Below are 20,432 nucleotides of genomic sequence, written 5' to 3' on the forward strand. Positions count from 1 at the left end.
CTGCCGAATCCAACGGCCAGGTTGGAAAGGGCTCCCTACGTTGTTCTGCGGGACGTGGTGAGCCCTCGTATGGTTGACCCGCCCAGGGGTGCCGGGTGTGGTTCAAAAGGCTCTGCCGCTCGTGGCTTTCAGTGATTGGCCGCCCAGCGCCCCACGACGACTCGGCTGCCCATTAGTAATTGCGAGTGATCGCTGAGTAGGAATCCACAGCGAGGTCGTCCGTCGGGAAGCGCCAACAGCACACCGCACGGAGGCACCACATGACCGTGATCTGGGCCGGCATCGATGCAGGAAAGACCCACCATCATTGCGTCGCGATCGACGAGAGCGGCCGTCGGCTGCTGTCCCGACGCGTCGCCAACGACAAACTCGAACCGACAATGATCATGACCGACCAGAACACCAGCGAGACCACGCCGTACACGTTCTGCGTCGAGACCGGCACGGGGTGCGGGTCATCGGGGTTGAACACGGTCTGCAGGGTGTAGATCGGGCTCGTGCCGATGTCGCCGAAGACCACGCCGAGCGCCCCGATCACGATCGCCAGGCGCACCGCGTCGCGCCCGCTCGGACCATGAGCCCCCGGCGGCGCCGACGTCGATCCGCCGTCCGACACGGTCTCGTGCAGGCGATCGGCCATGGCAGTCCTCCTCCGCTCGTGCAGCCGTGCTCCGGAGCAGGCGCATCACGGGGGGACGATACCGATCCACTGCACAAGTGTTCGCGGCGCACGCCGTTGCGTGCTGAACACCACCGGGGCCGGACCGTCGTCCGTGACGCTCGTCTGACGCTCCGAGGGTGGAAATGCTCGCCAGAAGGGCCATAAAAGTGCCTCTGACCTGCTGCTTCTCTCGAAGGTCCGGTCTGCGATGTGTTTCCGATGACCTCCCACGTGGAGTGCGTCGCGATCCTGGAACCCGCTGGAAAGGGATCTTGACCTGCGGTTTTCTGTCTTCTTTCGTCGGCTCGACTGGTTTGGGAGGCGGGAACGGGTGAAGGTGGCGTGACCTGGGTATTCGTCTGAGGAGGAGGGGTGCGGGGGAGTGGCGGAGCCCGTTGGTTCTTGCGGCGTGACGCACGAATGACGACGGGCTGAAAGGCCGTCAGGTCGTGGGAGAGCCCTGGAACAGGTGCGGAGACGAGCTGACCGGCTTCCTCGTATGTTCACGTCTGTCTTGCTGCTGGGCAGGCGTCCACTCCGAACGGTCACGCCCCTGACGTGGCGCGCCCGCTTCTCCACAGCCGTATGCCCGCGAACGCGTTCCGCATGAGGTCAGCAGTGTGCCCCTTTGTATGCCTGGGTCACGCATCGGGAGCGCAGTCGGCCTGTTGATTCCTACCGGCTCACCTGGCTCGTAGGACGTCGAACGCTGTGAGTGCCACGTGTAGTTCGGTGCGGTGTTCGCCGGACTCAAGATCGCAGTCGAGTATCCGCTCGATGCTGCGCAGACGTTGGTAGACGGTCTCGCGGGACAGAGAGCCGGAGCGGGCTGCCAGGGTCTTGTTGCCTGCCGCGTCAAGGTAGTGGCGCAAGGTCGTCAGCAAGTCCGTCCCGTGGCGGGCATCATGGTCGAGGAGCCGGCTGAGCCGGCGCTCGGTGAAGTCCTGGATCCGGATGTCCTCCCTGAGCGCGAAGAGAAGGCGGCGCAAGCCGATGTCGGACGGCTTGTGGTAGGAGCGTCCCGGCGGGAGCGGCCGGCCGGGCTCGGTGGCTTCGGCGACGCGGGTCGCCTCGCGGAAGGACCGGGCGACATCGAAGAGGTCCGTCGCCTCACCGCCTGCGCTGACGGTGGCCCCCGGCGCCAACTCGAGTACGGTGCGGCTCAGATGTTCGACCACGGGTGGGCAGGGCTGGCCGGGGCGCAGGGACAGCAGGATGCCGAGGCGCGTGGGGCCGAGAACGCCGACGAGGGCTTGTGTCCCCTGCTTCCTCAGCTCTTCGCAGAGGAGGGCCTCGCTTTTCGTAGCGTCCGTCTCTTGTGGGAAGTCCGCGAGCACGGCCATGAAGCCGCAGTCCTTGGCGGGCAGACCCAGTGCGGCGACCCGGGCCGCGGCGTCCGCAGGAGAGTGGTGACGTTGTCCGACGAGGTCGCGCAGGAGATTGCGCTGTGCGGTGCGTTCCCAGGGCACGGGCTGGATGACGCGGGCGATGGTGAGGGCCATCGCAGCTCTCTCCAGAACGGTCACAGCCGTCGGGCCGAATGCCGAGGGGGTGGGCCGGCCCGACGGAGCGGGCAGCATGACCACCCGGCCCCAGCTCTCGCCCTGGTACTCCACGGATGTCACGAGCCAGCCGCCGGGTTCGGACACGGATGTGCGGCCGGCGGAAGGTGTCGCTCGTGAGCGCCGTTCCCAGTCGCTGAGCGCTGCCTCGACCGTGCCTGCGCAGGGCGCGCAGATCAGTGCCTGGTGGCTCAGGTTCTCCAGTACGACGGTGTGGCCGCTCATCTCAGCGGCGGCACGGATGACCTCCTCGGGCACAGCGCCGCGCAGGGTGAGGGCGGTGAACGCCTCGTGAATGCGCTGGGTCCGACGCATCTCCTCGGCCTGGTTGCCGAGGATGAGAGCGTGGACGACCTGGGTGACCTCAAGGAAGTTGACGTCCTTGGCCAGGGTCACGAGGGGGAGCCCGCGGGTCTCGCAGGCATGGACCAGGGCATCCGGCGGGCGGTGGTAACGGCGGACCAGTTCGATGACCAAGGCCGCCGCGCCGACGTCGGCGAGTTCGTTCGCGTAGCGGCGTACGCCGGCCGGCTCCTCGGGCAGGGGCATACCGGTGGTCAGTACGAGCTCGCCGCCCTTGAGGAAGGAGGCAGGGTCGGTCAGCTCGGTCATGTGAACCCAGCGGACGGGGCGGTCGAGGAGGTCTGCTCCGGTGACGACCTGTGGCTGCCCGGCGGCGAGGACGGGAAGGGTCAGAACGTCGGCCACGGTGAGCGGATGGTTGGCGGTGGCCATGTCCGGGCCTGCCAAGGAGGCGTCAGGACCGTCGGTGACGGGCCGCGCAGCCGTGTGGTGGATCTCGTGCATGGGGCCTCCCTGGGTGCTCCGTCACCCTGACAATCCTTGCTGACCTGCGCAAGAGCTCTGATAGGGCTGCTGTGAGCAGGACGAGTGGGGAGTGATGCCGGGTGCGGCTGACACAACGTCCAGATGCCGCGGCGGGGACGGACAGATCGCGCATTGGCGTCATCGAGGTACGCGGAGATGCTCGACCGGACCGGAGCCAGACCGACGATCCGCCGGGAGACGAACATGACTGCACTGTCGCCGCACCTACGCCAGGCCACGCCCGTGGTGGCGGTCCGGGGAGAGGGCGTCCACCTCTACGGTGAGGATGGCCGCCGCTACCTCGACTTCACCGCCGGCATCGGCGTGACCAGCACCGGGCACTGCCACCCCAGGGTCGTAGCGGCCGCCCGGGAACAAGTGGGCGCCCTCGTCCACGGCCAGTACACGACAGTCATGCACCAGCCGCTGCGGCGGCTTGTCGACAAGCTGGGCGAGGTCTTGCCCGAGGGGCTCGACAGCCTGTTCTTCACCAACTCCGGCAGCGAGGCGGTGGAGGCCGCGCTGCGGCTGGCCCGGCAGGCCACCGGCCGCCCCAATGTCATCGTCTGTCACGGCGGCTTCCACGGCCGTACGGTCGCCGGCCTCTATGACGACCTCCGGCACCCGCTTCCGGTCCGGCTTCTCCCCACTGATGAGCGGTGTCGTCGTCACTCCGTTCCCGTCTGCGTACCGGTACGGCTGGGACGAGGAGACCGCGACCCGCTTCGCGCTGACGGAGCTGGACTACACGCTCCAGACGATCTCCTCGCCCGCCGACACGGCCGCGATCATCGTCGAGCCGGTGCTCGGCGAGGGTGGATATGTCCCCGCCAACCGCGCCTTCATGGAGGGCCTGCGGGAGCGGGCGGACCGCCACGGCTTCCTGCTGATCCTCGATGAGGTACAGACGGGCGTCGGCCGCACCGGTCGCTTCTGGGGGCACGACCACTTCGGCGTCACGCCCGACATCCTCGTCACCGCCAAGGGCCTGGCCAGCGGCTTCCCGCTGTCAGGAATCGCCGCCTCCGAGGAGCTGATGACCAAGGCGTGGCCCGGCTCGCAGGGCGGTACGTACGGCGCCAACGCCGTCGCCTGCGCCGCGGCCTGCGCCACCCTCGACGTCGTCCGCGACGAGAGGCTCGTCGAGAACGCCGAGGCGATGGGCAAGCGCCTTCGCCAGGGCCTGGAAGCGGTGGCCGACCGGACCGCAGGCATCGGCGACGTACGCGGCCTCGGGCTCATGCTCGCGACCGAGTTCGTCACCGAGGACGGCAGTCCGGACCCCGAGACTGCCGCCCGCGTGCAGCGGGCCGCTGTCGACCAGGGTCTGCTCCTGCTTCTGTGTGGCGCCTGGAACCAGGTCGTGCGGATGATCCCGGCCCTGGTGATCGATGAGACGGCGGTGGACCAGGGACTCCAGGCATGGGCGGCCGCGGTGGAGGCCGGCACATCGGGAGCGGCGCGGCGATGACGCGGTCGGGCCGGGGTGCCGCGTACCGAGGGCTCCTCTGCGGTCGTCACCGCGGCGACGGTCCGCCTGGTGGCGACCGCACAGGCTTCCACGCCGCTCGCTCCCTCGCGTCTTGAGTCAGGAGCTTGCGGAAGTCGTGCAGGAAGGCGGCCAGGTTCTCTGGCGCTGCTGTACGTCCAGCAGCGAGGTGGCGCGGACCTTCACCTCGTCTGCGTCGTCGCAGTCGAACTCGGCATGCACCAGGCACGTCCCTCGGGGAGGCCGGTGACGGAGTCCGGGCCGCGGCGGACCCGCATGGCGGTTGCGACGATCGCCTCGTACATGCCCGTGACCGCGGTGACAGGGGCGCACCGCCTGCAGCATGGCGCTCACGGAACGCTGATCTGCTTCCGGCTTTCGGACCTGCGCCGAGAGACGGCTGTGACTCAGTACCTCTGTCGGCCTTACGTTCCAGGGAGGGAATGGTCGAGTCCTTCGTATGGTTGGGCTGCCCAGGGGGGCCGGGTGTGGCTTTTAGCGGGTGTTCTGTGAGCCTTCGCGCGGGTTCACCTTGCGCTCGGGGCCTGGTGAACAGGCCGGCTCGCTGGGCACGAGGTAACGCCATCCGCGACTGGATGCCTCTGCTGTGGCGGGACCTGGCTCACCCCTGGTCCGGCCGACCCGCGAGTCGGTTTCCCGCCCATGCGGCGAGCGTCGGCGGCGTACCCGTGATCGGCCCCGTCATCGGGCACCGCAACTCGGCTTCGCGGCGCCACGCGGTCGCCTGAACCAATGAGAGGGGGCGCCCAACACGCCGACGCGCTCGCGGCCGAGCGCCGCAGTTCGTTGGTGCTCTTCGGCAGGGTCACAGACGTGATCTTCTTGCCTGCATCGGGGGTCGTGTTTCGTAGAGTCTGTCCTCCACGCAACCATGGGCGGGACCATCGAGTCGTCGGCTGCTGTGCTGAGGGACAGAGGGTGCGTAATGGATGTTCGGCAGCTGGAGTACTTCCTTGCGATCGTTGATCGTGGGGGGTTCAACCGTGCGGCCTCGGCTCTGTACGTGTCGCAGCCGTCGCTGTCGCAGGCCGTGCGGGCACTGGAGCGTGATCTCGGTTCCGAGTTGTTCCATCGCATCGGGCGCAGGGCGGTGCTGACGGAGGCCGGTAGGGCTCTGATCGAGCCTGCCCGGGAGGCCGTGCGCAGTTTGGAGACGGCGCGGGCGAGTGTCGCGGCGGTGCACGAGCTGCGCGAGGGGCGCCTGGACGTGGCATCCGTGCCGTCGCAGGCGGTGGAGCCGTTGACGAGTCTGGTGAGTGCCTTCAGCCACCGGTATCCCGGCGTCTCCGTGGCCATCAAAGCGGCGTTCACCGCGCGTGACGTGATCGACATGGTGCGCACAGGTGCTGTGGAACTGGGCCTCTTGGCGTCCGCCGGTCCGCTCTCCGACAAGGAGGTCGTCTCCCATGCGCTGGGGCGGCAGCGCTTCGTGCTGATGGTGCCGGCCGACGGCCCGTTCGCCGGCCGGACGGCGGTGGAGTGCCAGGAACTCGCGGGACAGCGGCTGATCGTCGGGCAGCCGGGCACCGGGATGCGTGCCTACGTCGACGCGCTGCGGGACCAGGGCATCGAGTTCACCGTCGCCGCCGAGACCGAGCACCGGGTGTCGCTCATGCCCCTGGTCCTGGCCGGTGTGGGGCTCGCGGTGGTCATGGACTCCTGGCGGGACCTCGCCCAGCAGCTGGGCGCCCGCGTGCTGGACATCGGGCCGGAGACCAGCCTGGACATCGCTCTCGTCAGCCGCCGCGGCAGCCTGTCGCCGGCGGCTGCCGCGTTCCTCGCGGCCGCCGTCCCGGCTGCCGGCAGCTGATAGGCGCCGCTTATCAGGGATATCCGCTTTGCGTCTTGGACGCCCCGCGGACCGCCTTGCTGCAATCGACGGCATGACGACGAACCACCGCATTGCCCTGATCCCCGGCGACGGCATCGGCGCCGAGGTACTGCCCCCAGCACAGCAGGTGCTCGACCTTCTCGGCCGCCGCCACGGCTTCAGCCTCTCCTACACGTCGTACGACTGGTCGTGCGAGCGGTACCTGCGGGAGGGCGCCATGATGCCCGCCGACGGTATCGACCAGCTGCGCGACAAGGACGCGATCCTGCTGGGCGCCGTCGGCTACCCGGGGGTCCCGGACCATGTCTCGCTGTGGGGGCTGCTGATCCCGATACGGCGCAGCTTCCGCCAGTACGTCAACCTCCGGCCCGTCCGTGTCTTCGCGGGCATCGACAGTCCGGTGCGCGGCGCGCGGCCGGGCGAGGTCGATCTCGTCGTGGTGCGGGAGAACGTCGAGGGCGAGTACAGCGAGATCGGCGGCCGGCTGAACCAGGGAACGGCCGAGGAACTGGCCGTCCAGGAGGCGGTGTTCACCCGGGCCGGGGTCACCCGTGTCGCCGACTACGCGTTCTCGCTCGCCGCCCGCCGCCGAGGGAAGCTCACCTCCGCAACCAAGTCCAACGGCATCATTCACACCATGCCGTTCTGGGACGAGCTGATCGCCGAGCGGGCCGCCGAACATCCCGGCGTCGCCTGGGACCAGGAGCACATCGACGCGCTGGCAGCCAAGTTCGTCCTGGACCCCGCCCGCTTCGACGTCGTCGTCGCCTCCAACCTCTTCGGCGACATCCTCAGCGACCTCGCGGCCGCGGTCGCCGGATCGATCGGCGTCGCCCCGGCGGCCAACCTCAACCCCGAGGGCGAGTTCCCCTCGATGTTCGAGCCGGTACACGGCTCAGCGCCCGACATCGCGGGCCAGGGCATCGCCAACCCGCTGGGCGCGATCTGGTCCGCGGCCATGATGCTCGACCACCTCGGCCACCCAGCCGCGGCCAAGGACATCACGGACGCGATCGCGTCGGTCCTGGCCAAGACCGATACCCGCACCCGCGACCTGGGCGGAACCGCGACCACCGCCGAGTTCACCGACAGGCTGATCGAGCTCCTCTGAGCCCTCTCCTGGGGCCGTTGCGCGTCCCTGCCGGGTGAGGGGGTCATGCGCCGGGAGCAGGAGCCTCACCCGCGTCCAGAACCAGCACCGCGACGTGCAGGGACGTGCGCTCCAGACCTGATTCCAGGTCGCAGCCGAGGAGCCGCTCGATGGTGTGCAGACGCTGGTAGTAAGCCTGCCGGGACATGCCGGCGCGTTTCGCCGCGACCGACTTGTTCCCGGCCGCCGCCAGATAGGCGCGCAGTGCCTGGAGCAGATCGCCGTTGTTGCGGTCGTCGTGCTCGATGAGGCGGGTCAGCTGCCGCTCCGCGTACCGCTGAAGACGGGTATCCTCCCGCAGCACGCCCAGCAACTCCGGCAGCCGTACGTCGGCGGGGACGTAGAACCACCGCTCCGGGGAGGCCGGTGTGACGGCCTCGGCCGTCTGCTCCGCCTCCTGCCACGACCGGGCGATCCCGCCGAGGTCGGTCACCCCGGGGCCGACGGCGACGACGGCCCGCGGTCCGAGCTCCTCCCGGGTCAGACGGCCGATCTGCTCGGCGACCGGCTGCCAGGCGCTCGCCTGTGCCAGAGCCATGAGTACCCCGATGCGGCCAGGGGCAGTCTCGCCGACCAGGGCGCGGACACCGGTGTGCGTCAGCGCCTTCGCGATGCGTTCGTCGAGGTGCTCCCCCTCGGTGCCGGTGTACGGGTGGCGGATGACCACGGCGAAGAGGCGGTGCCCGAGGGTGGGCAGTCCCAGTGCCTCGGCGCGGGCGCGGGCGTCCGCGGGGGAGCGGAAACGCCGTTCGTACAGGTCCCGCAGTACGGAGCGGTGGGCTCGGCGCTCCCACCATGCCTGCCCCGCCAGACGCGCCATGGTCAGCGCGACCGCCGCACGCTCCAGCACCAGGACATGTTCCGGGTCGGGCTCGGCGCTGAGCCGGTCCTCCAGCAGGACCAGCCGTCCCCACGGGCCGTGGTGGTCCTGCACCGGCGCGATCAGCCACCCCTCCGGGCCGCTAGGCGTGAGCCTCTCCGGCGTCGGGGCGGCCCGCGAACGCCGCGACCAGGCCGACACCACCGGCTCGTACGGCCGCCCGAGCAGCTCGCACATCAGGACCCGGTGGGTGAGATCCTCCAGCACCACGGGGGCTCCGGTGAGCTCCGCGGTGGTGTGCACCAGTTCCTCGGGGTCCGCGCCCCGCAGCGTCAGGGCCGTGAAGATGTCCTGGATGTCCCGCCCGCGGCGCAGCAGGGCCCCCTGGGCGTCCAGGATGAGCGCGTGCACCGTCTGCGTGACATCGATGAACCGGACGCCACGGGCGAGTTCGACCAGCGGTACATCACGGGCACGGCACGCCGCCACCAGCTCCTGGGGGACCTTCTGGTACCGGTACCCGAGCTCCACGATCAGGCCGGCCGCGCCGACGTCCGCGAGCTGGTCGACGTAACCGCGCAGCTCGGAGGCGTCCTCTGGATGCGGCACGCCGGTCGTCAGGATCAGCTCGCCGCCCTCCAGGAAGTCCGCGGGGTTGAGCAGTTCGGTGACGTGCACCCAGCGCACCTGGCTGTCCAGCCGTGCCTCGCCGGCCAGCACGCGAGGCATGCCCTCGGCGAGCACGGGCAGGCCCAGTACCTCCCTAAGGGTAGGGAAGTGCCCGTTTGCGTGGTGTCTGGGCGGCATAGGGGGTCTTTCATCCGAGGGAATGGGGCTCACCTTCGCACCGGCCACTCATCGTGACAAGAGGCGGGCCGTCATTTGGGCAGTCCGGCCGTCCGCCGTGACAGACCGTCTCGAGAAGGCCTGGAAGCGGAACACAGTGTGGGTTGACCTGCGGGTTCCGCGGGGCGGAAAGTGAACGCCATCCCCAGCAGGATCCGAACTGCAAAGGTCCGCGCGGTATCCGCAGCGTGCTGGGGCCACTTTCACCCAGACCACACCATCGAGCGGAGCGATCTCATGCGCATTCCCAAGCGCGTCGCCGTGATCGGTGCCGGCAGCATGGGCAGCCAAACCATGTGGCGACTGGCCGCCCGCGGAGCCGAGGTCATCGGCTACGACCGCTACGCACCGGGTCACGACCGCGGCGCGGCCGGGGGCGAGAGCCGTATCTACCGAGCCGCCCACCTCGGCGAGCCGGGGTACATCCCGCTGCTGCGGCTGGCGGACCGGTTGTGGGAGCAGCTCCAGGCGGAGACGGGCCGGTCGTTGCTACGCCGCAGCGGCAGCCTGGTGATGGGAGAGACCGCCTCACCGTCCATGCGCCTCCTCCTGTCCACCAGCGCCGCACACGGGCTGGATCACGAGGTACTGGACCGGGAGGAACTCGCCCGCCGCTACCCGCAGCACCGGCTCCCGGACGGACACACCGCTGTCCTCGACCGGTTGGGTGCCGTCATCAGGCCTGAGGCGTCGATCCAGGCCGCCGCCGCCCATGCCGAGCACCTGGGCGCCCGGCTGCACCGCTACACCACGGTGCGCGAGGTCGCCCCCGCGGCCGGCGGCGGGGTGCGGATCGTCACCGACCAGGGCACGGACCACGTGGACGCCGCCGTGGTGACCGTGGGCCCCTGGATCAACACCCTGCTCCCGGACCTCCCCCGGACCGTCGACGTCCGCCGGGTGGTCTGCTCCTGGCACCTGCCCACCCGCCACGACTGGTTCGCGGGCGGTGCCCCTTCCTTCGTGCGCGCCGCACCCCACGACTGCTTCGGGATCCCGTCGCCCGACGGCATCTCCGTCAAGCTCGGTCTCTCCTTCAAATACCATGCGCCGGTGCCCGAGCCCGATCGGCTCGACCGTACCGTCCGCCCCGAAGAACTCGGTGTCTTCCGCGAGCTCATCGGTGAACTCATGCCCGACCTGAACCCCGACCCCATCAGAACGTCGGCCTACATGGAGGGCTACACGGAGTCCGGAAACCCGCTCGTCGGTCATCTTCCGGGCGAGGACGACATCATCGTCATGGCCGGGTTCTCCGGCAGCGGTTTCAAGTTCTCGCCCGCGATGGGAGAGATCGCCGCCGACCTGGCGCTCGACGGCACCACGGAGCACCCTGTCGACTTTCTCGCTCCGGCAGGAGTCGGCGCCGCCTGATCCCCGGCGATGGCCGACGTCATCGCCCCGCACTCCCAACTCCCGACGTCTCTGTCATGAGCATGCCTAAGTCCGCGCTGACCCTGACCGGTCCCCCGACGCAAGAAAGTGGAGTACTTCCATGCCCATTCCCTCGTTCCAGTTCCGCCCGAAGTACGTCTCGTTCGACTGCTACGGGACGTTGATCGAGTGGCCGATGACCCCCATCACGCGTGAACTCGTCGGTGACCAGATCCCCGCCGAGCAGTGGGACCAGTTCGTCAAGGAGTTCCGCGGCTACCGCTACGACTCGGTCCTCGACAAGTACTACCCCTACGAGCAGACGCTGCAGGCCGCCTTCGAGGGCGTCTGCCGCAAGTGGGGTGTCAAGGCGGCCCCGGACGCGGGCAAGCGGCTCGCCGACGGCGTGCGCAGCTGGGGCCCGCACGCCGACGTGCCGGAGCCGCTGAAGAAGATGGGCGAGAACTACAAGTTGGTGATCCTCTCCAACGCCGACGACTCCGTCCTCGCCGAGAGCGTGCCGCGGCTGGGCGCCGACTTCCACGCCGTCTTCACCGCCGAGCAGGCCGGCTACTACAAGCCCCGCTACGGCGCGTTCGAGTACATGCTCGACCAGCTCGACGCGTCCCCCGAGGACTTCGTGCACGTCTCCTCGCACACCCGCTACGACCTGATGCCGATGCACGACATGGGCTTCCGCAACCTCGTCCTGCTGGACCGCGGCTGCGACCCGGTCACCCACGGCTACGACTACGTGACCGTCAAGTCCCTGGACGAGCTCAACCAGATGCTGGGCATCTGACGCCCGACGCGCACCCGCTCACCCGCCCCCCGTCCGACCCGCACGTCGTCCCCGCATCACGGATTCCCCGTATCCCCGCATCCCCAGGAGGCACCGCCATGGAAACCAACCGGACAGGCCGCAGAAACGTATTCCGCACCGCAGGCGCCGTGGCCGCCGCGATGCAGGTCAGCAGAAACCTGAGCGTGCCGATCGTCACGACCGCCCTGGCCCTCGCGCTCGCCGCGTGCGGGGCGACCGGCACGGCAGAGAACGCGGCGGCGAAGGGCACGACGCAGGGCGGGGGAGCCGGCGCGTCGGCCGAGCACACCGACGACATCTCGGTGGGCGTGAAGCCCGATGCGAAGGCGGTGGAGCTGCTGCCCGCGGCGGTGAAGGCCAGGGGCACGCTCTCGGTGGCCATGGAACTGGCCTATCCGCCCACCTCGTTCATGGCGTCGGACAACAAGACCCCGATCGGGTTCAACCCGGACATGGCCCGGCTGATCGCGGCCAAGCTGGGTCTGAAGCTGCAGATCAACAACATCAAGTTCGACACCATCATCACCGGCCTGCAAGCCGGCCGGTACGACTTCACCGCCACCACCATGGGCGCCACCAGCGACCGGCTGAAGGTGCTCGACATGGTCAACTACGTCAACTCCGGGACCGGGGTGTCCGTCCCCTACGGCAACCCGCAGAAGCTGACCACCCATACGCTGTGCGGGCACCGCGTGGCCGTCACCTCCGGCAGCACCGCGGAGCTGCAGTGGCTGCCCCAGCTGTCCAAGCAGGACTGTACGAGCAAGGGCAGGCCGGCCATCAAGTCGGTGACCCTGCCCAGCGTGAACGACGCTCTGACCCAGCTGGTCTCCCAGCGGATCGACGCGGTGATGTACGACTTCATCTCGCTCGGGTGGGCGGCTGAGCAGCAGCCCAAGACGTTCGACGTCCTCAGGCCCCTGGTGGCCACCAAGCCCGCGAGCGTCGGGCTGAAGAAGGACTCGCCGCTGACCCCCGCGGTCAAGGCCGCCCTCCAGTCGATCATCGACGACCCCAAGTACACCCAGGCGCTGGGCCGCTGGGGTCTGAAGGACCTCGGGATCAAGACCGCGGCCATGGCCGTCCCGCAGGACTGAGACGCCGATGGAGGTGATCGAGAACACGACGACCAGGAGCCGACCGGTGTCACAACTGCTGGCCGAAGAAAAGAAGCGGATCACGCCGAAACGTCCGCGCGACTATGTCGCCTGGGCCGTGGCGATCGCGATCGTCGCCGCTCTGGTGTGGACCGCGGTGACGAACGAGAACTATCGCTGGCCGGTGGTGTTCAGCTACTTCACCACCCAGACCATCCTCAACGGCCTGCTGATCACGCTGCTGCTGACCGCGGCGAGCATGGCTCTGGGCACGCTGCTGGGGCTGGTGCTGGCGGTGATGCGCATGTCGCACCAGCGGCCCGTATCCGGGATCGCACAGCTCTACATCGCCTTCTTCCGCGGCACCCCGGTGCTCGTGCAGCTGGTCTTCTGGTTCAACATCGCGGCCCTGTATCCGCACCTGTCGGTCGGCATCCCGTTCACCGACATCTCCACACCGGTGAACGTGAACGCGATCATGACGCCGATGACCGCGGCCGTCGTGGGGCTGACGCTGAATCAGGCCGCCTACATGTCCGAGATCATCCGCGGCGGGTTCGCCTCGGTCAGTCGCGGACAGCACGAGGCGGCGGAGTCCCTGGGCATGTCGGGGTTCACCAAGCTCCGGCACGTGGTCATCCCGCAGACCATGCCGGCGGTCATCCCGGCCACCGGCAACCAGGTGATCGGCATGCTCAAGGAGACCTCGCTGGTGAGCGTGCTCGGCGTCGCCGACCTGCTGAACAGCGCACAGTCGATCTACGCCCGCAACTACCAGACGATCCCGCTGCTGATCGTGGCCAGCCTCTGGTACCTGATCATGACGCTGGTGCTGAGCGTGCCGCAGTCCATGATCGAGCGCCGCTTCTCCCGCTCCACCCGGGTGCGGCTGACCCCGGCCGCCACGCCGGCCGAGCCGGGGGCGGGCCAGCCAATTCCCACCACGAGGGAGTCCCTGCTGTGAACCCGGACGGAACGATCGTCGCACGCAAACTGTGCAAGAGCTTCGGACGTCACCAGGTCCTGCGTGACATCGACCTGACCGTCGCGGCCGGAGAGATCTCCTGCATCATCGGGCCCAGCGGATCCGGCAAATCGACACTGCTGCGGTGCATCAACGGCCTGGAGACCGTCGACCGCGGAGTCCTCAGGGTCAACGGCGAGGACTTCGGCTACGTCGAGAAGGACGACGCCTACCACGCCGTCCGCCCGCAGCGGCTGGCCGAGCAGCGCGCCCGCATCGGCATGGTCTTCCAGCAGTTCAACCTGTTCCCGAACATGACCGCCGAAAGCAACGTCATGGCCGGACCGGTGCTGGTGCAGAAGAAAAACCGCGCCACCTGCCGGGAGCAGGCACAGGAGCTGCTGGCCAAGGTCGGCCTCAAGGGCTGCGGCCACAAGTACCCCGCTCAACTCTCCGGCGGCCAGCAGCAGCGGGTGGCCATCGCCCGCGCGCTGGCGATGGAACCCACCATCATGCTGTTCGACGAACCCACCAGCGCCCTGGACCCCGAGCGCGTGGGTGAAGTACTCGCCGTCATGCGCGACCTCGCCGGCAACGGAATGACCATGCTCCTCGTCACCCACGAGATGGCCTTCGCCCGCGAAGTCGCCGACGAAGTCCTCTTCATGGACGAAGGCATCGCCGTCGAACGCGGCGACGCCCGCGAAGTCCTCGGCAACCCCCGCGAAAAACGAACCCAGGCCTTCCTCGAACGGGTCCTGTAGAAGCGGCTGGGACCGACGTGACGTCCGCACCCTGTCGGTCCCGGTCCTCAACGCCCTCCAGTCAGACGTCGATACGACCGTCACTGACATCGCCGTCGGCCGGGCCCCTGATGCTGCCCGGCCGCGCCCCTTCGAAACTCCCCGCTAAGGACCCGACATGAAGACCATTCCCTACTGGATAGAAACCGCTGGGGCGTTTCCCGACCGATCCGGCAAGCCGCTGACCGAGGACACCGACCTGGTGGTCGTCGGCGCCGGCCTGACGGGTCTGTCCACCGCCCTGCACTCCGCCCGCAAGGGCGCCCGCGTCACCCTCGTCGAAAAGGGCCAGATCGGCTCCGGGGCCTCCGCCCGCAACGGCGGTATGGCGAACCTGGGCTTCACTATCGGCGTGGGCCAGGCCATCCGCCGGTACGGACTGGAGCGGGCCCGCGAGATCTACAACTCCTACGGCGAGGCCGTGGACACCGTCGAGCGGCTCGTGAACGAGGAGTCCATCGACTGCCAGTTCCGCCGCGTCGGACGCCTGGGTGTCGCGTCCCGCCCCGCCCACTTCGAGAACAAGAAGGCCCAACAACGCGACCTGGCCAAGTACTTCGGACACGAGACCACTCTGATCGGCAAGGCCGAGCTGCGTTCCGAGATCGGATCCGACGCCTACCACGGAGGCCTGCTCGACCCGTTCAGCGCGGCCCTGCACGTCGGCCGCTTCGTGCGCGGTATGGCCGAGGCGTGCGAGCGCGCCGGTGTCGAGATCCACGAGCGCAACGCGGCCATCGGCATACGGCGTACCGCCGCCGGCCGGTTCGAGGTCAGCACCGAGCGCGGTGTCATCCGTACCGGGCAGGTCATGATGGCCACCGACGCCTACACCGACAAGAACTTCCCCTTGCTGCGCCGCCAGCAGGTCTGCGTGGGCAGCTTCATCATCGTCACCGAGCCGCTCGGTGAGGAGCTCGCCCGGGACATCATCCCCAAGGCCCGCCTCATCGTCGACTCCAACAAGGTCTGCCACTACTTCCGGCTCACCCCGGACAACCGGCTGCTGTTCGGCGGCCGCGCCCGCTTCGCGCCGTCCGACCCCACCTCGGACAAGAAGAGCGGGGCCGTCCTCTTCCGTGAGATGTGCGAGATCTTCCCTCAGCTCTCCCGTACCAAGATCGAGTACGTGTGGGGCGGCTCCGTCGGCTTCGCCATGGACCGCATCGTGCACGCCGGGCAGACCGAGGACGGCGTCCACTACTCCATGGGATACGCCGGCCACGGCGTGCAGATGGCCACCCACATGGGGCACGTCATGGCCGAGGTGATGGACGGCCACCCCGAGGTCAACCCCGTCCGCGACATCGCACCGCCCCGCATCCCCCTCTACAACGGCACCGCCTGGTTCCTGCCCTTCGCGGGCGCCTACTACAAGACGCTCGACCGCATCCGCTGACCGGTCGGCAGCCTCTCTACATCTACAAGGAGACACCCACCATGACTGTCGTCCGTGATGTTCCCAAGCAGCTGTTCATCGGCGGCGATTGGCAGGACGCGGAGTCCGGCCGGACCCTGTCCGTCGACAACCCGGCCACCGGCGAGGAACTGTGCCAGATCGCCGACGCCTCACCCGCCGACGGCCGTCGTGCGGTCGAGGCGGCGGTCGCCGCGCAGGCCGCCTGGGCCGCCACCCCGCCGCGCGTGCGCAGTGAGATCCTGCGCCGCGCCTACGACATCATCATCGCGCGCACCGAGGACCTCGCGCTGCTGATGACCCTGGAGATGGGCAAGCCCCTGGCCGAGGCGCGTGCCGAAGTGGCCTACGGCGCGGAGTTCTTCCGCTGGTTCTCCGAGGAGGCCGTGCGTATCGACGGCGGCATGATGACCGCCCCCGACGGCAGGAACCGACTGCTGGTCACCCGTCAGCCCGTCGGCCCCTGCCTCCTCATCACTCCCTGGAACTTCCCCCTGGCGATGGGCACCCGCAAGATCGGCCCCGCCATCGCCGCCGGCTGCACCATCGTCGTCAAACCCGCCCCCCAGACCCCCCTGACCAGCCTCGCCCTGGCGGAGATCCTCACCGAAGCGGGCCTTCCGGCCGGCGTGCTGAACATCGTCACCACCACCGACGCCGCCGGCGTCGTCGAACCCCTCCTGCGCGGTGGGAAGATCCGCAAGCTCTCCTTCACCGGCTCCACCCAGGTCGGGCGGATCCTGCTGGCCCAGTGCGCCGACACCGTCATCCGCACCTCCATGGAACTGGGCGGCAACGCCCCCCTCATCGTCTTCGACGACGCCGACCTCGACACCGCCGTCGAGGGCACCATGGTCGCCAAGATGCGCAACATGGGCGAGTCCTGCTGCGCGGCCAACCGCATCCTCGTCCACACGTCCGTCGCCGACGAGTTCGCCCAGCGCCTCACCGCCCGCATGGCCGCCCTCACCGTCGGGCCCGGCACCGACCCCGGCACCGACGTCGGCCCTCTCATCGACCTCGCCGGCCGCAGCAAGGCGCACGACCTGGTGCGGGACGCCGTCAAGCGCGGTGCCACCGCCCTGACCGGCGGCGAACTCCCCGAGGGACCGGGCTGCTTCTACCCGCCCACCGTCCTCACCGGCATCGCCCCCGACGCCGCCATCATCGACAACGAGATCTTCGGCCCCGTCGCCGCGATCCGCACCTTCGAGACCGAGGACGAGGCCGTCGCCGCCGCCAACGACACCGAATTCGGCCTCGCGGCCTACCTGTTCACCCAGAACCTCGACCGCGCCCTGCGGGTCGCCGAACGCCTCGAAAGCGGCATGATCGGCATCAACACCGGACTGGTCTCCAACCCCGCCGCGCCCTTCGGCGGCGTCAAGCAGTCCGGCCTGGGCCGCGAGGGCGGACTCGTCGGCATCGACGAGTTCCTGGAGTACAAGTACATGGCCGTCCCCGTCGGAGCCTGACATGCGCGAGCGACTCGTCGTCCTCTACCGCGGCAACCGGCCCCCCGCCGCCGCGCACCTCGAAAGCCTCGCGGACACCGTCTACGCCACGGAGGAGGAACTGCCCTACCTCCTCCCCGGCGCCGACGTCCTCATGGCCTGGGTGACCATCACCCCGGCCATCCGGGAGGCCTGGCCCGATGATCCGCAGAAGGCGCCCCGCTGGGTTCACGCGTCCTCCGCGGGCGTGGACTCCTTCCTGTTCCCCGCCCTGGTGGACGATCCGCACGTCGTGCTGACCAACGCACGCGGGGTCTACGAGCAGCCCACCGCCGAGTACGTCCTGGGCCTGATCCTCGCCCTCGCCAAGGACTTCCCCGGCACATGGGAGCACCAGCGGCGACGCGAGTGGCGCCCGCGCCCCAGTGACGACATCACCGGACGCACCGTGCTGGTCTGGGGGACGGGGCCGATCGGTCGGGCCATCGCCCGTCTGTTGCGCGCCGTCGGGATGCGGGTGAGCGGTGCGGGCCGCAAGCCCCGCACGGATGACCCCGACTTCGGCACGGTCCACGGTGCGAGGACCCTGCGCCCTGCGCTGACGGAAGCGGACTACGTCGTCCTGGCCGCGCCCCTCACCCAGGGCACCCGGGGAATGGTCGACGCCTCCGTGCTGGCGGCCATGAAGCGGGGGGCGCGGCTGATCAACGTGGGCCGGGGGGGACTCGTTGACGAGGAGGCGCTGGTCGACCACCTCGCCGCCGGACGTCTCGCCGGCGCGGCCCTGGACGTGTTCGCCCGGGAGCCGCTGCCTGCCGAGTCTCCCCTGTGGAACCTGCCCGGCGTGATCGTCTCCCCGCACACGGCGGGCGAGACCACGAGCGAGCGGGAGGCGCTCATCGAGGTGTTCCTCGACAACTTCGCGCGCCACCGCGAGGGCCGGCCGCTGCGCAACGTGGTGGACAAGCGGCGCGGATACGTGGTCGACGACACGCGCTCGGCCTGAAGGCGAGCAGTATGGAGGGGACCGGGCGGCAGCCGCCCGGTCCCATCGCCCCGTTCTGCTTCGCTGAGCTGGGCTTACGAAACGGTCAGGTAGATCTTGCGCACGGTTTCGATGGTCTTCCAGACACCGACGTAACCCGGCTTCATGACAAAGCTGTCGCCTGCCTTGTAGATCACCGGCTCGCCGCCTTCCGGCGTGAGTTCGACGACGCCGGAAAGGATGTGGCAGAACTCGAAGAGCTCGCCCTTGATCGAGTGCGTCTCGCCGGGTGTGGCTTCCCAGACGCCCGTCTTGATCGTTTCGCCGCGGGCGGCGTCCTGGGCCCAGGTCCTGTAAGTCGGGTTGCCGGCAATCAGGCGTTCCGGCAGCGGGCCGGACTCCTGGGGCGCGAAGGAGGGGTCGGGATCGATGGTCTTCAGGAGCGACATGCTTTTCCTCTACTGGATGTGACAACTACGGAAATCGGGAGCGGAGATACGGGGCGTCACCGGGCCGAGTCAGTGCCGGACGATCGGCATCGAAGGCGACCTGATGGGCGGCGGCCTGCGCCGGCGGTGCGCAGCGTGCGACTGCCCCGGCCCATCGAGTATTTCTGACGCCCCGCACGGAGCCCACGCGTGATCTGTCCGTCGTGGGCACGGTGGTTGGACGTTGTGTCAGGCGGGAGGCCGGAGTGATGAGGTGCTCAGGCGTTCTCCCCTCGCCGGCTCCGGTGGTCGTGGAGCCAGCGGAGACCTTCGCTCGTGCCGGCGCGGGGGCGGTACTCGCAGCCGATCCACCCGTCGAAGCCCAGCTCGTCGACCACGTCGAACAGATGGCGGACGTTGAGCTCACCCCGGTCGGGCTCACCGCGGTCGGGCACGCCCGCGATCTGCAGATGACCGACCCGGCCGGTCGGGAGGTCGCGGCGCAGGGTCGCGGTGAGGTCGCCCTCGACGATCTGGCAGTGGTAGAGGTCGAGCTGCACCTTGAGATGCGAGGCTCCCACCTCCCGCACCACGGCGTGCGCCTCGGCCTGGGTGCTCAGGAAGTACCCGGGCATGTCACGGCCGTTGATCGGCTCGATCAGGATGTCGACACCGGCCGCGGCGGCCCGCTCCGCGGCCCAGGCCAGGTTGGCCAGGTAGGTGTCACGGTGCTCGGCCCGCTCGACGGGTGGCGCGTCCGGCCGGACCAGCCCGGCCATCAGGTGCACCCGCGGACAGCCCAGCGCCGCCGCGTACTCCAGCGCCCGGTCGACCCCGGAACGCACCTCCGCCTCGCGTCTGGGCAGTGCCGCCATCCCGCGCTCTCCGGACTCCCACGCTCCGGGAGGGGCGTTGAAGAGCACTTGCTCCAGCCCGTGGTCATCAAGCCGGCGGCGCAGCTCGGCGGCGTCGTACGCATATGGGAAGAGGTACTCGACGGCCTGGAAGCCGTCGGCCGAGGCCGCGGCGAAGCGGTCGAGGAAATCGTGCTCGGTGTACATCATGGACAGGTTCGCTGCGAACTGCGGCATGCTGGCTCCTGTGTTCCGGCCGGGGACGGCCCAGAGCAGTGGTCTGGTGGTCTTGAAGGCTCCAGCTGTGGCACGGACAGGTTCAGCCCGCCTGCTCGTTCAGCACACGCACCGCGTCCTCCGCTCCGCTGCGGGGGCTGGAGAGCACGGGCTTGCCGACGGCTTCGGCGATCGCGGGAGCCAGCCGTGCCATGGACGCCTGGGCCAGCACGATCACGTCGACCTCGGTGGCCAGCGCCCGTGCCCCGTGCAGCACCATCGCGTCGTGGTGCTCGCGGTCACCGGACGTCAGCACCGAGAAGGCGCCCTCGCAGAGCCGTTCCTGGACGGTGATGTCGCGACCGGCCGCCCGGGCCTTCTCCTCGACGAGGGCACGGGTCGGCGGCAGCGTCGTGGGGACCGTGGCCAGGACGCCGATGGCGTCAGCGGTCTCGACCGCTGACGCCGTCATCGCGTCGTCGATCTTGACGATCGGGACGGAGACCAGGCGTCGGGCCACGTCGATGGCCGGACCGACCGAGGAGCACGCGGAGAAGACGACATCGGCTCCCGCGGCCTCCGCAGCCTGGGCCAGGTGCACCATCCGCAGCGTGCTGGCAGGTGAGATCCCACCGTCGCGCACCACGGCAGCGAGCACGTCGCTGTCGACGAAGTGCAGGACCTTGGCGTCCGGCGCGAGTTCCGCGAGGTGTTCGTTGATGACCGAATCGGGGTTGATGAACAGCAGGCTGGTGTGCAGCACGGCTATCGAGGCAGTGGTGGACATGGTGTCTCCTACAGGGTGAGGT

Annotated in this window: 15 protein-coding genes and 3 pseudogenes; 12 read left to right on the forward strand and 6 right to left on the reverse strand. The window is 69.2% G+C overall.

The window, feature by feature from the left end:
* Positions 1–260: 260 nt before the first annotated feature.
* Positions 261–386, forward strand: a pseudogene (locus ABZT06_RS03025) (transposase); the annotation flags it as partial.
* A gap of 50 nt (positions 387–436) precedes the next feature.
* Here the strand turns inward: ABZT06_RS03025 and ABZT06_RS03030 are convergent.
* Both ABZT06_RS03030 and ABZT06_RS03035 read right to left on the reverse strand, forming a co-directional pair.
* Positions 437–640, reverse strand: a pseudogene (locus ABZT06_RS03030) (KUP/HAK/KT family potassium transporter); the annotation flags it as partial.
* A 704-nt stretch (positions 641–1,344) separates the two neighbouring features.
* Positions 1,345–3,030 carry a PucR family transcriptional regulator ligand-binding domain-containing protein gene (locus ABZT06_RS03035; RefSeq protein WP_355733894.1) on the reverse strand — a complete coding sequence of 562 codons (1,686 nt, stop codon included), beginning with the start codon at positions 3,028–3,030 and terminating at the stop codon, positions 1,345–1,347.
* A 225-nt stretch (positions 3,031–3,255) separates the two neighbouring features.
* Here ABZT06_RS03035 and ABZT06_RS03040 point away from each other — a divergent pair.
* From ABZT06_RS03040 to ABZT06_RS03050, 3 genes and pseudogenes are all read left to right on the forward strand, one after another.
* Positions 3,256–4,522, forward strand: a pseudogene (locus ABZT06_RS03040) (aminotransferase class III-fold pyridoxal phosphate-dependent enzyme).
* Between the two features lie 964 nt (positions 4,523–5,486).
* Complete coding sequence (locus tag ABZT06_RS03045; RefSeq protein WP_355733896.1) at positions 5,487–6,371, forward strand: LysR family transcriptional regulator; 885 nt, start codon at positions 5,487–5,489, stop codon at positions 6,369–6,371.
* Between the two features lie 73 nt (positions 6,372–6,444).
* Entirely contained in the window at positions 6,445–7,503 is a 1,059-nt protein-coding gene (locus ABZT06_RS03050; RefSeq protein WP_355733898.1) for a tartrate dehydrogenase, read from the forward strand.
* Positions 7,504–7,546: 43 nt separating this feature from the next.
* Here the strand turns inward: ABZT06_RS03050 and ABZT06_RS03055 are convergent, their stop codons facing one another.
* Positions 7,547–9,169, reverse strand: coding sequence for a PucR family transcriptional regulator ligand-binding domain-containing protein (locus ABZT06_RS03055; protein WP_355733901.1), 1,623 nt, complete (start codon positions 9,167–9,169; stop codon positions 7,547–7,549).
* 276 nt (positions 9,170–9,445) lie between these two features.
* Here ABZT06_RS03055 and solA point away from each other — a divergent pair, with 276 nt between their 5' ends.
* The 8 genes from solA to ABZT06_RS03095 all read left to right on the forward strand — a co-directional run bounded on the left by solA (position 9,446) and on the right by ABZT06_RS03095 (position 18,146).
* A complete protein-coding gene (gene solA / locus ABZT06_RS03060; RefSeq protein WP_355733903.1) occupies positions 9,446–10,582 on the forward strand; it encodes an N-methyl-L-tryptophan oxidase in 1,137 nt (378 codons plus the stop codon).
* Between the two features lie 121 nt (positions 10,583–10,703).
* A complete protein-coding gene (locus ABZT06_RS03065) occupies positions 10,704–11,384 on the forward strand; it encodes a haloacid dehalogenase type II (protein ID WP_355733905.1) in 681 nt (226 codons plus the stop codon).
* A gap of 98 nt (positions 11,385–11,482) precedes the next feature.
* Positions 11,483–12,502 (forward strand): ABC transporter substrate-binding protein, encoded by a 1,020-nt coding sequence (locus ABZT06_RS03070; protein ID WP_355733908.1) that lies wholly within the window; start codon positions 11,483–11,485, stop codon positions 12,500–12,502.
* A gap of 46 nt (positions 12,503–12,548) precedes the next feature.
* A complete protein-coding gene (locus tag ABZT06_RS03075; RefSeq protein WP_355733910.1) occupies positions 12,549–13,466 on the forward strand; it encodes an amino acid ABC transporter permease in 918 nt (305 codons plus the stop codon).
* Positions 13,463–14,230, forward strand: a complete 768-nt coding sequence (locus ABZT06_RS03080; protein ID WP_355733913.1) for an amino acid ABC transporter ATP-binding protein — start codon at positions 13,463–13,465, stop codon at positions 14,228–14,230. Before ABZT06_RS03075 ends, ABZT06_RS03080 begins: the two co-directional genes overlap by 4 nt.
* A gap of 157 nt (positions 14,231–14,387) precedes the next feature.
* On the forward strand, positions 14,388–15,668 hold the full coding sequence (locus tag ABZT06_RS03085) for an FAD-binding oxidoreductase (RefSeq protein WP_355733915.1): 1,281 nt from the start codon (positions 14,388–14,390) through the stop codon (positions 15,666–15,668).
* A 41-nt stretch (positions 15,669–15,709) separates the two neighbouring features.
* Positions 15,710–17,161: an NAD-dependent succinate-semialdehyde dehydrogenase gene (locus tag ABZT06_RS03090; RefSeq protein ID WP_355733918.1), complete on the forward strand. Its 1,452-nt coding sequence runs from the start codon at positions 15,710–15,712 to the stop codon at positions 17,159–17,161.
* 1 nt (position 17,162) lies between these two features.
* Complete coding sequence (locus ABZT06_RS03095; RefSeq protein WP_355733920.1) at positions 17,163–18,146, forward strand: D-2-hydroxyacid dehydrogenase; 984 nt, start codon at positions 17,163–17,165, stop codon at positions 18,144–18,146.
* Between the two features lie 74 nt (positions 18,147–18,220).
* Here ABZT06_RS03095 and ABZT06_RS03100 read toward each other — a convergent pair whose 3' ends face one another.
* The 3 genes from ABZT06_RS03100 to ABZT06_RS03110 form a co-directional block, all read right to left on the reverse strand.
* Positions 18,221–18,574: a cupin domain-containing protein gene (locus ABZT06_RS03100; protein ID WP_355733923.1), complete on the reverse strand. Its 354-nt coding sequence runs from the start codon at positions 18,572–18,574 to the stop codon at positions 18,221–18,223.
* Between the two features lie 257 nt (positions 18,575–18,831).
* Positions 18,832–19,644: a 2-oxo-tetronate isomerase gene (gene otnI, locus ABZT06_RS03105; protein WP_355733926.1), complete on the reverse strand. Its 813-nt coding sequence runs from the start codon at positions 19,642–19,644 to the stop codon at positions 18,832–18,834.
* A gap of 82 nt (positions 19,645–19,726) precedes the next feature.
* Positions 19,727–20,410, reverse strand: a complete 684-nt coding sequence (locus ABZT06_RS03110) for an aspartate/glutamate racemase family protein (protein WP_355733928.1) — start codon at positions 20,408–20,410, stop codon at positions 19,727–19,729.
* Positions 20,411–20,432: the final 22 nt, after the last annotated feature.

Origin of the sequence: Streptomyces sp. NPDC005483, from assembly GCF_040606035.1 — a bacterium.
Taxonomy (GTDB): domain Bacteria; phylum Actinomycetota; class Actinomycetes; order Streptomycetales; family Streptomycetaceae; genus Streptomyces.